The 14,023-nt window shown below is 29.3% G+C and carries 15 protein-coding genes; 3 read left to right on the top strand and 12 right to left on the bottom strand.

Annotated elements, in window-relative coordinates; translation table 11 throughout:
- Positions 1-12: 12 nt before the first annotated feature.
- Genes ispD through AC5SLW_RS02690 form a run of 3 tightly spaced genes read left to right on the top strand, consistent with a single transcriptional unit; the run spans position 13 to position 2,082 of the window.
- A complete protein-coding gene (ispD, locus tag AC5SLW_RS02700) occupies positions 13-1,128 on the top strand; it encodes a 2-C-methyl-D-erythritol 4-phosphate cytidylyltransferase (RefSeq protein ID WP_006996970.1) in 1,116 nt (371 codons plus the stop codon).
- Entirely contained in the window at positions 1,121-1,624 is a 504-nt protein-coding gene (locus tag AC5SLW_RS02695) for a phosphatidylglycerophosphatase A family protein (RefSeq protein WP_494575665.1), read from the top strand. The genes ispD and AC5SLW_RS02695 overlap by 8 nt, the downstream gene beginning before the upstream one ends.
- Positions 1,591-2,082 (top strand): CinA family protein, encoded by a 492-nt coding sequence (locus AC5SLW_RS02690; protein ID WP_018414094.1) that lies wholly within the window; start codon positions 1,591-1,593, stop codon positions 2,080-2,082. The genes AC5SLW_RS02695 and AC5SLW_RS02690 overlap by 34 nt, the downstream gene beginning before the upstream one ends.
- A gap of 17 nt (positions 2,083-2,099) precedes the next feature.
- Here the strand turns inward: AC5SLW_RS02690 and AC5SLW_RS02685 are convergent, their stop codons facing one another.
- The 12 genes from AC5SLW_RS02685 to AC5SLW_RS02630 all read right to left on the bottom strand — a co-directional run bounded on the left by AC5SLW_RS02685 (position 2,100) and on the right by AC5SLW_RS02630 (position 14,015).
- A complete protein-coding gene (locus AC5SLW_RS02685; RefSeq protein WP_006996973.1) occupies positions 2,100-2,537 on the bottom strand; it encodes a type II toxin-antitoxin system RatA family toxin in 438 nt (145 codons plus the stop codon).
- The gene (lipA, locus tag AC5SLW_RS02680) at positions 2,537-3,463 is read right to left on the bottom strand and encodes a lipoyl synthase (RefSeq protein ID WP_018414093.1); all 927 of its coding nucleotides are present in this window, start codon (positions 3,461-3,463) and stop codon (positions 2,537-2,539) included. Before lipA ends, AC5SLW_RS02685 begins: the two co-directional genes overlap by 1 nt.
- Positions 3,453-3,755: an FtsB family cell division protein gene (locus tag AC5SLW_RS02675; RefSeq protein ID WP_006996975.1), complete on the bottom strand. Its 303-nt coding sequence runs from the start codon at positions 3,753-3,755 to the stop codon at positions 3,453-3,455. Before AC5SLW_RS02675 ends, lipA begins: the two co-directional genes overlap by 11 nt.
- Positions 3,755-5,011 carry a phosphopyruvate hydratase gene (gene eno, locus AC5SLW_RS02670; RefSeq protein WP_018414092.1) on the bottom strand — a complete coding sequence of 419 codons (1,257 nt, stop codon included), beginning with the start codon at positions 5,009-5,011 and terminating at the stop codon, positions 3,755-3,757. Before eno ends, AC5SLW_RS02675 begins: the two co-directional genes overlap by 1 nt.
- Positions 5,012-5,836: a 3-deoxy-8-phosphooctulonate synthase gene (gene kdsA, locus AC5SLW_RS02665; protein ID WP_018414091.1), complete on the bottom strand. Its 825-nt coding sequence runs from the start codon at positions 5,834-5,836 to the stop codon at positions 5,012-5,014. It lies immediately after the preceding gene.
- On the bottom strand, positions 5,833-7,449 hold the full coding sequence (gene pyrG / locus AC5SLW_RS02660; protein WP_018414090.1) for a CTP synthase: 1,617 nt from the start codon (positions 7,447-7,449) through the stop codon (positions 5,833-5,835). The genes kdsA and pyrG overlap by 4 nt, the downstream gene beginning before the upstream one ends.
- A gap of 87 nt (positions 7,450-7,536) precedes the next feature.
- Positions 7,537-8,154 (bottom strand): type IV pilin protein, encoded by a 618-nt coding sequence (locus AC5SLW_RS02655; RefSeq protein ID WP_494575662.1) that lies wholly within the window; start codon positions 8,152-8,154, stop codon positions 7,537-7,539.
- A 343-nt stretch (positions 8,155-8,497) separates the two neighbouring features.
- Complete coding sequence (locus tag AC5SLW_RS02650) at positions 8,498-9,133, bottom strand: type IV pilin protein (RefSeq protein ID WP_494574316.1); 636 nt, start codon at positions 9,131-9,133, stop codon at positions 8,498-8,500.
- A gap of 21 nt (positions 9,134-9,154) precedes the next feature.
- Positions 9,155-9,793, bottom strand: coding sequence for a pilin (locus tag AC5SLW_RS02645; protein WP_494574315.1), 639 nt, complete (start codon positions 9,791-9,793; stop codon positions 9,155-9,157).
- 78 nt (positions 9,794-9,871) lie between these two features.
- Positions 9,872-11,974 (bottom strand): site-2 protease family protein, encoded by a 2,103-nt coding sequence (locus tag AC5SLW_RS02640; RefSeq protein WP_494575660.1) that lies wholly within the window; start codon positions 11,972-11,974, stop codon positions 9,872-9,874.
- Entirely contained in the window at positions 11,971-13,305 is a 1,335-nt protein-coding gene (locus AC5SLW_RS02635) for an efflux RND transporter periplasmic adaptor subunit (protein WP_006996984.1), read from the bottom strand. The genes AC5SLW_RS02640 and AC5SLW_RS02635 overlap by 4 nt, the downstream gene beginning before the upstream one ends.
- Positions 13,302-14,015 (bottom strand): efflux RND transporter periplasmic adaptor subunit, encoded by a 714-nt coding sequence (locus AC5SLW_RS02630; RefSeq protein WP_006996985.1) that lies wholly within the window; start codon positions 14,013-14,015, stop codon positions 13,302-13,304. The genes AC5SLW_RS02635 and AC5SLW_RS02630 overlap by 4 nt, the downstream gene beginning before the upstream one ends.
- Positions 14,016-14,023 lie beyond the last annotated feature (8 nt).

The raw sequence follows: 14,023 nt of genomic DNA, 5'->3' as shown, positions 1-14,023 counted from the left end.
TATATTTTTATCATGAATAGTTGCTTTATAATACTTGCTGGAGGTGAAAGTAAAAGATTTAATTCAAATACTCCAAAACCCTACACAAATTATAAAGGTAAACCTTTATTATTGCATTCAATTGATAAAGCTAAAGTTTTTAATAAATTTAATAAAATTGTTCTGGTAGTAAATAAAAAACACAAAAATTTTATCAAGAAACTTAATATTAAAAACATCAAAATTATCACAGGTGGAAAAACAAGAGCAGAGTCTGCTTATAATGCCTTAAAAAGTATTAAAGAAAATAATTTTAAAAATGTAATAATTCATGATGCTGCAAGACCAAATTTTTCTTTAAAACTTTTAAATAAATTAATGAATGAATTAAAATCAAATGATTGTGTAATTCCTGCAATTCAAACTGCAGATACAGTTAAGCAGAAAATATCAAATAATGTTAAAAATTTAAAAAGAGAAAATATTTACTTAATCCAAACACCTCAAGCTTTTAACTATAAAAAACTTTATTCACTTCAAAATAACAAAAGTAAGGAAGTTACTGATGATGCTAACTTATTTGTAAGAGCTGGTAAAAAAATAAAGATTATAAAGGGCGAAACTACTAATAATAAAATTACAATAAATTCAGATATTAAATTTAATAATTTAATAAAATTTGGAATAGGTTTTGATGTTCATAGGTTGGTTCCTAATAAGAAGCTTTACATAGGTGGAATTAAGATACCCTCACCTATTGGTACATTAGGTCATTCAGATGGAGATCCTGTGTTACACGCTGTAACAGATGCTATACTTGGAGCTTGCTCTATGGGTGATATTGGTGAAAAATTCTCTGATAAGAATAAGAAATTTAAAAATATCAGATCTACAATTCTGTTAAGTGAAATAATCAAGCAAACTGTAAAAAAAGGTTATCTAATAAATAATCTTGATATTAATATCATTACTCAAAAACCTAAAATTCAAAAATATAAAAAACAAATATTAAACTGTATTGCAAAAATTTGTAATATCTCTCCCACTCAAATTAATATAAAAGGTAAAACAACTGAAAAGTTAGGTGTAATTGGTAAAGAAAAAGCTATAGCTTGTGAAGTTATAGCCTCAGTTATTAAAAATGATTAATTCCTTCAACTCATTATTAGTTACTATGTTTGGTCTTGGTAAAATTAAATATATGCCCGGAACATTTGGGTCACTAGCGACTGTAATTATTCTTTATCATCTATTCCACACTCTAAATATTTCACCAAATATAATTTTATTTGGATTGATAATAATATTTATTTACTCATTTTATGCTGTTTCAAGTTATATAGAAAATAGTGAAAATAAGGATCCTGGTGAAATAATAATTGATGAATTTTTAGGTCAATCGATACCCATATATCTTTATGAGATATCTCATGGAACAACAAAAGATGGGGGTGAAGCTATTGTTTATTATACTCTATTTTTTATTCTTTTTAGATATTTTGATATCATGAAGCCATTTCCTGTAAACTTTTTTGATAAAAACTTTAAGAATAGTTTTGGTGTAATTATGGATGATATTTGTGCAGGATTTTATGTGGTTCTAACCCTTGTGTGTTTCATGATTTTAAAGAGCTACATTTTATAATGAAAAATATTGTAAAAAAATTAATCAAAAAAAAACTTAAAATATCTTTTGCTGAGTCTTGCACAGGAGGGATGTTAGCTGCATCTATTACTTCTATTAGTGGTGCATCTAAAGTATTCAACATAGGTCTTATTACCTATTCTAATCAAGCAAAAATCAATATTTTAAATGTAAATAAAAGTATTATCGAAAAATATGGTGCTGTTAGCGCTGAATGTTGTGAGGCTATGGTTAAGAATTTAGCAAAGATATCTAAAGCTCAAATAAATGTATCTGTCACTGGAATTGCAGGTCCTAATGGTGGAACTAAAAACAAACCCATCGGATTAGTCTATATAGGAGTAAAAAGATCCAATAAATTGGTGATAACAAAAAATATTTTTAAACAAAAAACAAGAAGCTCAATTCAAAAAGCTTCAGTTAAAAGGGCCTTGGATATTGTTAGCTCTTTAATTTGAGCAGTTTTTTAAATTTTTTATACTGTTTCAGCTCTTTTTTGAAAAGCATCAGCAATTTTATTTAAACCAAATTCAAAAGATTTTTCCATTAACAAATTTAAAAACTTATTTTTAATTTCAAAATCAACATCAAAATAAACCTCAGTGATGTTATTATTTTCTATAAATTTCCAATTATTTTGTAAGTGTTTTAGTGGTCCATCTAAATTAGTAACATTAATCGTGTCATCTTTTTTATTAAATCTAACGTCACTTTTATAAGTATCGCTAAAAGGACCCTTTCCAATTGTTAAATCTGCTATGATTAAAATTTGATTATTTTCATCTTTTCTATCGTAGACTTTTGAGTCTAGGCAAAAAGGGATGAATTCTGGATATTTTTCGATATCCAAAACAAACTCAATAAGTTTATTTTTTTTTTTATTTATACTTCTTTTAACTGATGCCTTAGGCATTAATGATTATTAATTCTATTTTGTTGAAGTTTAGCGAAATCTTCATCTGCATGATATGAAGATCTAGTTAAAGGTGTCGATGAAACTAATAAAAATCCTTTTGATTTTGCAATAGTTTCTAACTCTTTAAATTCATCTGGATGGTAATAACGATCTAAAGGGTGATGTCTTACAGAGGGTTGTAAGTATTGACCAACAGTTAAAAAATCTACATCAGCTGCTTTTAGATCATCCATCACTTGAATGATCTCCTCTTTATTTTCACCTAATCCAACCATTAATCCTGATTTTGTGAAAACATTTTTATTAACTAATTTTGCATTCTTTAAGAGTTCTAATGATGAAAAATATCTAGAGCCTGGTCTTACTTTTAAATAAAGTCTAGGCACAGTTTCAATGTTATGATTAAAAACATCAGGATTAGCTTCTAGTACTTTTTTATAAGCATCTCCTTTTCTTAGAAAATCAGGTGTTAAAACTTCAATTGATGTATTAGGATTTTTTTTTCTTGTTTGATCAATTACCTCAAAAAAATGATTTGATCCTCCATCGTCGAGATCATCTCTATCAACGGAAGTGATTACGACATGTTTTAAATTTAATTTTTTTACGGCTTCAGCTATTTTAACGGGTTCTAATGAGTCTAGTTTTCCTGGCTTGCCTGTTTTTACATCACAAAAAGCACATGCTCTTGTGCAAGTATCACCCATTATCATAAATGTTGCATGTCTTTTGCTCCAACATTCTGTGATATTTGGACAGTTAGCTTCCTGACATACCGTTACTAAATTATTATTATTAACAATTGTTTTTGTTAGAAAAAACTCTTTACTATTAACAAGTTTAGATCTTATCCAATCAGGTTTTTTTTTGATTGGATTTAAAGGTTTGTTAACTTTTTCTGGATGTCTTGGCTTAGTTGTCATTCTTTTTAATTATATAAAGGGTCTCTCCTTCTTTGCCAAACATAAATTTTTCTCTAATTAAGGTTTCAACATAATCTAGGTCTAATTTAGTACTTAATAGAGAGTTTTTAAATTCAAGCTCTTTGATTTTATTAGATAAATTAGCTTCTTCAATTTTTAAATTAACTAAAATTTCTTTTTTTTTAAAATAAGAAAAAAGACCTCTTTCACCATCTAGAAGGTTAAAGAAAAAATAAAGTATTAAAAAAGTAGAGATTAATAAAAAATAATTTTTTTTTAATTTCCCCAGCATTAATGAATTTTACTCATTGATGCTTTTTTTCCAAGCTCTTCTTCTATACGTAATAATTGATTATATTTTGCAACACGTTCTGATCTAGCTAAAGATCCAGTTTTTATTTGATTTGAATTTGTACCTACAGCCAGGTCTGCTATAAAAGTGTCTTCGCTATCTCCAGATCTATGAGAAATTATTGTTTTATATCCAATAATTTGTGCAAACTTTATAACTTCAAGTGTTTCAGATACCGTACCAATTTGATTGAGTTTAATTAATATAGAGTTTGAAGAATTATTTAAAAAGCCTTTTTTAAGTCTTTCTAAATTAGTTACATACAAATCATCTCCAACTATTTGCACATTATTGGTATTTTTCATTAATTTACTCCATGCCATCCAATCATTTTCTCCAAATGGATCTTCAATAGATTTAATTTTGTATTTATTTATTATCTTTTTATATTCTTTAATAGATTGATCTACCGAAACAAATTTTTTTGAATGAATAGAGTACTTATCTTTTTTGATTAATTCATTTGCTGCAACGTCTAAGCAAATCGAAACATCTTTGCCATTTTTAAAACCAGACTTATTAATTGCTGCAACAACTAAATCTAAAGCTTTTTCATTACTATTGATCATTGGAGCAAAACCACCTTCGTCACCAACAGAGGTTGATAAGCCTCTCTTTATAATTAAGTCTCTTAAATTATTAATTACAACAAAACATATTCTCATTGCTTCTGAAAAGTTTTTAGCTTTATCAGGTCTAATCATAAACTCTTGAATTCTTAATCCGTTATTAGCATGTGCACCCCCATTAATAATATTCATTAATGGATATGGTAATTTATAATTATTTTTTACTAAAAAAGTTTTATAAAGTGGAATATTCTTAATCTTTGCTGAAAGTTTTTTAGCAGCCATTGATACTGCTAAAATCGCATTAGCACCTAAATTTGTTTTTTGTCTAGTACCATCAAGATTAATTAAGATTGTATCGATACGTGTTTGATCATGAATATTTTTACCTGATAGTTTTTTAGAGATTTTAGTATTAATTAATTTTACTGCATTTAAAACACTTTTACCCAAATATTTTTTGTTAGCACTATCTCTCTTTTCAAATGCTTCGTAAGTTCCCGTTGAGGCACCCGATGGACAAATGGCAGATGCACTTAATTTTTTTGAATAAACTTCAGCTTCAATTGTGGGGTTTCCTCTGCTATCAAAAACTTGACGAGCTCTAATCTTTAAAATTTTACTCATTTATTTTTTAATCAAATTATCTATTTCGTGTAGCTGAGATAGTAATTTTTCTAATTTATCTAACGGAACCATATTAGGTCCATCAGATGGAGCATTATCTGGATCTTGGTGTGTTTCAATAAAGACACCTGCAACACCTACAGCTACTGCAGCTCTTGCTAAGTATTCTACAAACTCTCTTTGACCACCACTTGTTTCACCTAAACCTCCAGGTTGTTGCACTGAGTGCGTAGCATCAAAGATAACTGGATATCCATTTTTTGCCATTATAGGAAGTGACCTCATGTCAGATACAAGTGTATTGTATCCAAAACTAGCACCTCTTTCGGTAACTAAAATATTATTATTACCAGAGTCAGCAATTTTTTTTGTAACATTAACCATATCCCATGGTGCAAGAAATTGACCTTTTTTAACATTTATAATTTTTCCAGTTTTAGCAGCAGCAATTAATAAATCTGTTTGCCTACATAAGAAAGCTGGAATTTGTAATACATCAGCATAAGGAGCTACTACAGAACATTGCTCAGCATTATGTATGTCTGTTAAAATCGGAACATTTAATTCTTTTTTAATCTTATCAAAAATAGGTAAAGATTGTTCGAGACCCGCACCTCTTTGACCCTTTAAACTTGTTCTATTAGCTTTATCAAATGAGGTTTTATAAATAAAACCCATATTAAATTTTGAAGTAATTTCTTTGATTTTACCCGCCATATCCATGGCATGTTGCTCGGTTTCAAGTTGGCAAGGACCCGCAATAATGCAAATTTTATTATTATTTGCGATTTCAATATTTCCACAATTTACTTTAATATTTTTCATTTATAATTTTTTGCAGCCTTGATAAATGATGAGAATAAAGGATGTGGTGCTAAAGGTCTAGATTTAAATTCAGGATGGAATTGAACTGCTATAAACCAAGGATGGTTTTTTAACTCAATAATCTCTGGCAGTCTTTTATCTGGAGATAGCCCTGAAAAAATTAAGCCATTTTTTTCAAATTGGTCTTTATAGCTTATATTAACTTCGTATCTATGTCTGTGTCTTTCTTGGATTGATCTTGATTTATAGATTTTTTTAATTAATGAATTTTCTTTTAATTTAGCCTCATAAAGACCAAGTCTCATCGTACCACCTAGATCTTTATCTGTTCCTTTTATTAATTTTCCATCTCTATTCCATTCTGTAATTAAACCAATAATTGGAGTACCGGTGTTTCCAAACTCACTTGATGTAGCTTTTTTAATTTTTAACTTATTTCTAGCAAATTCAATAATAGCCATTTGCATTCCAAAACAAATTCCAAAAAAAGGTATCTTTTTTTCTCGTGCAAACTTAATTGCTTCAATTTTACCCTCTGTACCTCTTTTGCCAAATCCTCCTGGTATTAAAATTCCAGAAACTCCCTTTAATTTATTTTTTATTTCAGAAATTTTTAAATTTTCAGAATCTATTCTGACTAAGTTAACCTTTAAATTGTTATCAATACCACCATGAGTTAGTGCTTCATCTAAGGATTTGTAAGCATCCTTAAGGTCAACGTATTTACCAATTATTGCAATATTAATAGATTTTTTTGTTTGTAAAACTATTTTTGTAATCTTTTTCCAAGGATTTAAATTAACTTTTTTCCTTGATTTAATTTTAAAATATTCAAGCACCTGTTTATCTAAGTTTTCTCTATTGAAACTAATTGGAGCTTCATAAATAGTTTTAACATCAACAGTTTGAATTACATTTTTAATATCCACATTACAAAATAATGATATTTTTTTTCTATGATCTAATGGAATAGGTCTTTCCGATCTACAAATGATGATATCTGGTTGTATACCAAGGCTTCTTAATTCTTTTACAGAATGTTGTGTAGGTTTTGTTTTAATTTCATCTGATGCTTTAAGGTAAGGAACTAAAGTTAAATGAACAAATAAAGCATTTTTTTTCCCCACATCATTTGAAAATTGTCTGATAGCTTCTACAAATGGAAGGCTTTCTATATCTCCTACTATTCCACCAATTTCACAAATTACAAAATCTTCCTTTGAGGTATCATTTTTTATAAACTCTTTAATACGGTCAGTTATATGTGGAATAACTTGAACAGTTTTTCCAAGATACCCTCCTTTACGTTCTTTTTTAATTACATCACTATAAATTTTTCCTGTTGTGATATTGTCAGATTTTTTTGCAGATATTCCTGAAAATCTTTCATAATGACCCAAATCTAAATCTGTTTCAGCACCATCATTTGTCACAAAAACTTCACCATGTTGAAATGGGCTCATAGTTCCTGGATCCACATTTAAATACGGATCTAGTTTTCTAATTCTAACTTTGTAACCTCTTGATTGTAATAGATAAGCTAACGATGCTGAAGAGAGACCTTTACCAAGAGAAGAAACCACACCGCCGGTGACAAAGATATATCGCGCCATGGTAGTATCTTATAGACATTAAATATGAAAATGGAAAGAAGTATTTTATGTTAATTATTTATCCATTTTAAGAAAACATATAAATTTTCAATAGAAATCAAAATCGTGTTCTATCACCTTATCACCACATTTAGTTATTAGAAACAGTTGTCCCTCTGACTGCCAATTATTGCTTAATTCATTTCCACTACTATCTCTTTTTCTAAGAGATACATTACCTCTCATATCATATTTATCTCCTTCATATAGTTCCCTGGTTCCGGTAGGATGAAAAACACCATAACGATTGTAGGGATTGGCCATCCCGTTAAGTGTTGTTCTTGAACCTATATTTGAGTCTGCTTTTCTCGATAAATCTGTAATAGTAATTTCATTTATAGTAAGCCTGGCTAATTTTTCATTTTTCGTGTACCCATACTGATACACAACGTCCCTGCCGCCAATGAACATAGTATTACAATCATATTCCCAAGATTGTTCAGGATTCCACAAAAAATTAATTGTTGGGTTAAGCTCACACCACATTATATTTTCATAAACAGATTTAACTATGGTTCTAAAATTACCTTTGCAAGCTGATTCTTTAGCCCCAGCTGTATACCCATTATAAGCAACAACCCCGACAGATGATAAAATACCAATGATGGCAACTACCACTAATAATTCAATTAAGGTAAAACCTTTTTTATTATTTATTACTTTCATTTTAAAAATTATAATTGATTTGATTTATTTTTTATATCAAAAGATGTCCATTTTAGGTTTAATAAACTAATGATATTTAAAAACCACTTTCTCTTACAAGAATAGCAATAATATTTTTAAACAATTTTGTAAAAGGGCTCAAAAAAGGCGGAAGTCTCGCATTATCTTATCTATACGTATAATAATTTGAGAAAATTATTATTCTCACTTTAGTAGTCTTAACGTATTATTCTATACAAATGAGATTTTAATATATTCTATACGTATGAGATTATAAGAATTGTAATTATTAATATTATTATATTCTTACATTCTTATTTACGTGAAGAAAACATATAAATTTTCAATAGAAATCAAAATCGTGTTCTATCACCTTATCACCACATTTAGTTATTAGAAACAGTTGTCCCTCTTTATTCGCAGCTATTTCATTTCCACTACTATCTTGTTTTCTAAGAGTTACTTGACCTCTCAGATCATATTCATCTCCTTCATATAGTTCCCTGGTTCCGCTAGCATTAAAAACACCATAACCAGTTTTTCCCGCGTAGGGATTAGTCATCGAGGTAAGTGTTGATCTTGAGCCTGATTTCGTCTTTTTCCCCCGCGCTATGTCACCTGGTAGCGATAAATCATGAATAGCAATTTGATCTATAGTAAGCCTGGCTATTTTTTCATTTTTCGTGTACTCCGTATACACAGTGTCCCTGCCGCCAACGAACATATTATTACAATCATATTCCAAAGATTGTGTGGTATTCCACAAAAAATTAATTGTTGGGTTAAGCTCACACCACATTATATTTTCATAAACAGATTTAACTATGGTTCTAAAATTACCTTTGCAAGCTGATTCTTTAGCCCCAGCTGTATACCCATTATAAGCAACAACCCCGACAGATGATAAAATACCAATGATGGCAACTACCACTAATAATTCAATTAAGGTAAAACCTTTTTTATTATTTATTACTTTCATTTTAAGAAAACATATAAATTTTCAATAGATATCAAATTCGTATTCTATCACTTTATCACCACATTTAGTTATTAGAAACAGTTGTCCCTCTTCCTCCGCCTTCCAATTTGCAAAGCCTAATTCATTTCCACTACTATCTTTTTTTCCAAGAGTTACTTTACCTCTCTGATCATATTTATCTCCATAATAATATGCATTGGGTGAAGCAGCATCAAGAACAGTATAACCAGTGTAGGGATTAGTCATCGTTTTAAGTGTTGATCTTGAATCTAATTTTGTCTCTTTCCCTCTTGCAGCGGCAAGCTCTCTAATTCTATCCATATTACCAAGTTGATTTACAGTAAGCTTGGCTAATATTTCTTCTGAAGTTGCATTTAAGTTTCTGTTATAGTTTTCTTCCTCCAAATTACCACAATCATATTCTCGAGATTGTTGTGAACTCCACAAAAAATTAATTGTTGGGTTAAGCTCACACCACATTATATTTTCATAAACAGCTTTAACTATGGTTCTAAAATTACCTTTGCAAGCTGATTCTTTAGCCCCAGCTGTATACCCATTATAAGCAACAACCCCGACAGATGATAAAATACCAATGATGGCAACTACCACTAATAATTCAATTAAGGTAAAACCTTTTTTATTATTTATAACTTTCATTTTTAAAATTTATAATCGATTTGATGTATCTTTTTATATCAAAAGACGTCCATTTTAGGTTTAATAAACTAATGATATTTAAAAACCACTTTCTCTTACAAGAATAGCAATAATATTTTTAAACAATTTTGTAAAAGGGCTGTATCGACTCCCTTCAATATGAACATAACCAGGTAATTCGAATTGAATTTTACTACGTTTCGCAAGTTTGAAGTCTGCAATATAATGTGCTGTTTGTGGACGATATTGAAATTTTCCTCCTGTAAAATTTCTTATAGCAACTGGACCATTATGAATTGAGCTTAATGAAATGTAAGGAAGATTATTAACAGCAGATAAATCTAGTGATTTTGAAACTAAATAAACTTTATCATGAATTCCATCGTTTGGAATAAAGACAGCTGGGTTTTTTTCTAAAAATCGATCTATTTGTTCTTCTTTAATAAATCCTTTTACCTTTCCAGTACCGAATTGAACAATACCTAAAAGTTGATCTAAATTACTAACCCACATATCTTCAGATAAATTATAAAAATCTTTTATCTTTCCTTTAATGGGTGCTTTAATTAAAAGCTTATTTTGAACTTTTGTAAGACCAGATAATTCTGTTTGTAGAGCAATTAATCTTTGTTGTAACGTTAAGTATTGATCCATATTTCCTGCTGAATTACTTAATCGATTAATCTTTGTCTTGATTAGTTTTATATTTCTTCTTAATGAAATAATTTGATTCTCTAAATCAGGCGAATAAAGTTCAATTAGATTTTGTCCTTTTTCAACTTCATCATCTTTTTCAACTAATATTCTTTTAATCATTGAAGGATAAGGTGCGTAAATTTTTAAATACTGCTCAGAAATATATACTGCAGGTATTTTTAAAGATGACTTCCAGGGTAAGAATAAAACCATTAATAAAGCAGTAATAATGATTAAAGTTCTTTTGGTTTGTTTGTTAAATTTTATTTCAGATTTTAATTTGTACCAATTATTCACTTCACGAATTACCGGTAACATAATGAACCAATAAATTTCAACCGCAAACAGTATGATTCCTAAAAATTTAAATGCTAGGTGATAAACTAAAAGTGCAATACCTAAAAATAGAAAAAATCGATACAGCCATGTCGCCCAAGCATAAACGATAAAAGTCCATCTTCTTGAGGGGTTAATTTCTTCTGGAGGACTATGATTAAGACCAAATAAAGTTTCCCTTATTTTCCACCTTGCAAGAGCAAATGAACGAGGTTGTAAATTTTCAGCTTTTAACCAATCGGAAAAAACATAGTAGCCATCAAATCTCATGAAAGGACTTACATTAATCGTTAAGGATGAAATCCATGATGTTGTTGCAATGAAAAAGGCTGCACTTTTAAATCCACCCTCAGGTAAAATTCCCCAAATAAAAGTTGCAAATAACGCTAGATGTAATTCTGTAAGTATACCACCAAAGTTAATTAATAATCTTTCTTTGTGATTTCTAAGTCTCCAGGCATCAGTTGTATCGGTATATAAAAATGGAAAAAAAACTAAAAAAGCTATTCCAATCGCAGATACTCTGCAGCCATAGTGTTTTGCAATATAAGCATGTCCTAATTCATGAAGACATTTTACAAAAACTAAAGTTAAGAAATAAAGCATTAACCCTTGAAAAGAAAAGAAATAAAGAAAAGTGCTTTTAAAGGTTTCAAATTGTTGAGCGACTAAAAATAAACCAACAAAACCAAAGAAGTAAGTAATATTTCTAAATCGTTTTGAACCAAAATATTTTACATATTTTAAAGTTTTAGAAAGCCAATTGTCTGGTTTAAATAATGGAATTTTAAAAAATAGATAACTGTGTATTAAATATAATAACCAGCTCTTCTTCATGCTATTTTTTTGTTGTAGTAAATAGCTAACGTTTTGACCGGAAGGTTGGACAATTAAATTATTTTGGTGAAGAAAACTAATAAAACTTTTTATTTCATCTTCACTGGTTTCAATTCCTGATGAATTAATTTTCTTTTCAAAGTTTTTAATATCTTCACCTCCACTCCAGTTTTTAATAAGTTTAAAAGCCGTTAAACCAAGTGTGAAGTATTTATTTCGAATTGCATCATATAAAAGCCATGCGGGTGAACCATCTTCACGGCTATTACCACGAAAAACTTCTAAATCTTGTCTTAGATAAGGAACGATCATATTCCTATTAATTGTCTTACAAAAGTAATTGGTTTTCTAAGAACATAATAGAATAGAAAAACTCTTGAACCATAAACTTTAGCCGTTCCTCTCAATCCTATTCTTGGAGGTTTTTTTCCCTCAAAACTAGCTCCTAATTTATAAGATAATATTTCTTCAGGAGACAAAGAAGGTTCGTAAGAAGATCTTAAAAGTTTTCCTTTTAACGAGCTAATTGGATTGATGTCTAAAAACACTTTAACTTTAGAATTTTCTTTAATCACTAACGAGTCTTTAACCGGCAACCATATCAAAAACTCAACTTCATCAGGATTTGCAACAGTCATAATTTTTTCACCCACTGCAACGGGTCGTCCTTGCCAATCATTTTTTTGATCTACAATTGCAATTCCTTTTTGTTTTGCAAATAATTTTGTATTTTTTAGCTTTTCTTGTGCTGATGCTACTTCTACTTTTTTTAATTCAACTTGTGCCACTAATTCTGCTAATCGAGCTTTTTCCTCATTATTCGTAAAGGATGATTGTCTGCTTCGAAGAAGTTCTTTTTGAGCTACTTGAAGGGATTGGTTTGTAATATTTAAATTATTCTTAAGTTCGATATCTTCTAATAAAACCAATAAATCACCTTGCTTAATTTTATCGTTATTACTTGCTACAATATTTTTAACCACCCCATCAAATGGTGAAGTAACTAAGCTTGGATTTTTTGCTATAACCTCAACTGGAGCCGTACTGGTTATTCGAATAGGTAAAATTAAAATTATAAAAATAGCTGCATAAATTTTCCATGATTTTTTTCCAGTTAAATATTTTTTATAATGATTTTTAATTGAAAAATCTTTTAAGAACGAATTAAAAGCATGACCATAAGTTGAAGACAAATGTCCGGCAAGTTCAATTTCGTTTTCAGAAAATTTTTCACTTCTTACTAATAATAAATAACCTTGTAGGCCTTTTTGAGGTGAAATAATTGGAATAAATAAAATGTTTTCGGGTAAATTTTTTGGTTTCTCAGAATTAATATTTTTAGCAATTTTGTCTAATTCTAAATTTTGAATTTCTTTATCACTTAACGATTTATCGTTGTTTACAAAGTTTTCTATAAAAGTAAGTAAAGGTGAGGTTCTATCAACTGTAGCTAAATCAGAGGTTGCTTTAATATTAAATTTATCCGCTGGTGTTTTTAATAATAAAAACGCACTGATATAATCGATAATTTGTCTTGTCTCATTTGCGATTACAAAATGTAGTTCGTCTTGAGATCTTGCTTCTCTTGCTTTTTTTTCTAAACCAAATAACCGAGCAACTTTTATGTTTTTATCTTCACTCAAAATTTAACGATCCCACTCATTCCAGGTATTAATGAATCGTATTTTTCATTAAACTGTGCTTTTAATTCTATTGTTTGACTAATTGCATCCACTGTAGCTCCTAAACTAATAACGGTTGCATCTAACGTTTCTCCAGTTTCATCAATAATGATTTTTACGTTATGTCCTTTTTTTAACCATTTAAGCCAATTACTTGGAGCAACAATTTCAGCTTCTAATAATCCATCCCCAACAATGTCCATTAAGGGTTGTCTTTGTTCTATACTGGTAAAAATAGTTGTATAAACATCCATCACTTTTCCATCATAAGGAGCAATGATTTCACATCGATCCACATTTAAAGTTGCAATACTCAATTCTGCTTTAGCCTTTTCATAATTTGAAACTGTTAATTGGTATTGGAGTTTACCAATTGATCTTAGTTCTAATAACTCTTTATCATTTTCTAATTGTATTCTTGCACTCTCATGTTCGGCTTTAATTACATCTTTTTGTGCTTTATAAATTTCACAATCAAAACTAATCAGCACATCCCCTTCTTTAAAGGCATCTCCTAATAAAAAATTAATACTTTGAACTCTTGCGGCAATTTCACTGGAAATGGAAACTTTCTCCGTTGCACTCACTAAACCTCGAGCTTCCCTTTCTTCAGAATGAACAGAGTTTAAAGATGATAAATAAATGAATAATATAAATAGTAATTGTTTCATGAGGCTAA

Source organism: Candidatus Pelagibacter sp. PS_40 (assembly GCF_059417765.1).
This window is presented reverse-complemented; position numbering and strand designations above follow the sequence as displayed.

Coding starts and splice junctions, on each gene's coding strand:
- ispD (WP_006996970.1), top strand. CDS start 13: ATGAATAGTTGCTTTATAATACTTGCTGGAGGTGAAAGTAAAAGATTT.
- AC5SLW_RS02695 (WP_494575665.1), top strand. CDS start 1,121: ATGATTAATTCCTTCAACTCATTATTAGTTACTATGTTTGGTCTTGGT.
- AC5SLW_RS02685 (WP_006996973.1), bottom strand. CDS start 2,537: ATGCCTAAGGCATCAGTTAAAAGAAGTATAAATAAAAAAAAAAATAAA.
- lipA (WP_018414093.1), bottom strand. CDS start 3,463: ATGACAACTAAGCCAAGACATCCAGAAAAAGTTAACAAACCTTTAAAT.
- AC5SLW_RS02675 (WP_006996975.1), bottom strand. CDS start 3,755: ATGCTGGGGAAATTAAAAAAAAATTATTTTTTATTAATCTCTACTTTT.
- eno (WP_018414092.1), bottom strand. CDS start 5,011: ATGAGTAAAATTTTAAAGATTAGAGCTCGTCAAGTTTTTGATAGCAGA.
- kdsA (WP_018414091.1), bottom strand. CDS start 5,836: ATGAAAAATATTAAAGTAAATTGTGGAAATATTGAAATCGCAAATAAT.
- pyrG (WP_018414090.1), bottom strand. CDS start 7,449: ATGGCGCGATATATCTTTGTCACCGGCGGTGTGGTTTCTTCTCTTGGT.
- AC5SLW_RS02655 (WP_494575662.1), bottom strand. CDS start 8,154: ATGAAAGTAATAAATAATAAAAAAGGTTTTACCTTAATTGAATTATTA.
- AC5SLW_RS02650 (WP_494574316.1), bottom strand. CDS start 9,133: ATGAAAGTAATAAATAATAAAAAAGGTTTTACCTTAATTGAATTATTA.
- AC5SLW_RS02645 (WP_494574315.1), bottom strand. CDS start 9,793: ATGAAAGTTATAAATAATAAAAAAGGTTTTACCTTAATTGAATTATTA.
- AC5SLW_RS02640 (WP_494575660.1), bottom strand. CDS start 11,974: ATGATCGTTCCTTATCTAAGACAAGATTTAGAAGTTTTTCGTGGTAAT.
- AC5SLW_RS02630 (WP_006996985.1), bottom strand. CDS start 14,015: ATGAAACAATTACTATTTATATTATTCATTTATTTATCATCTTTAAAC.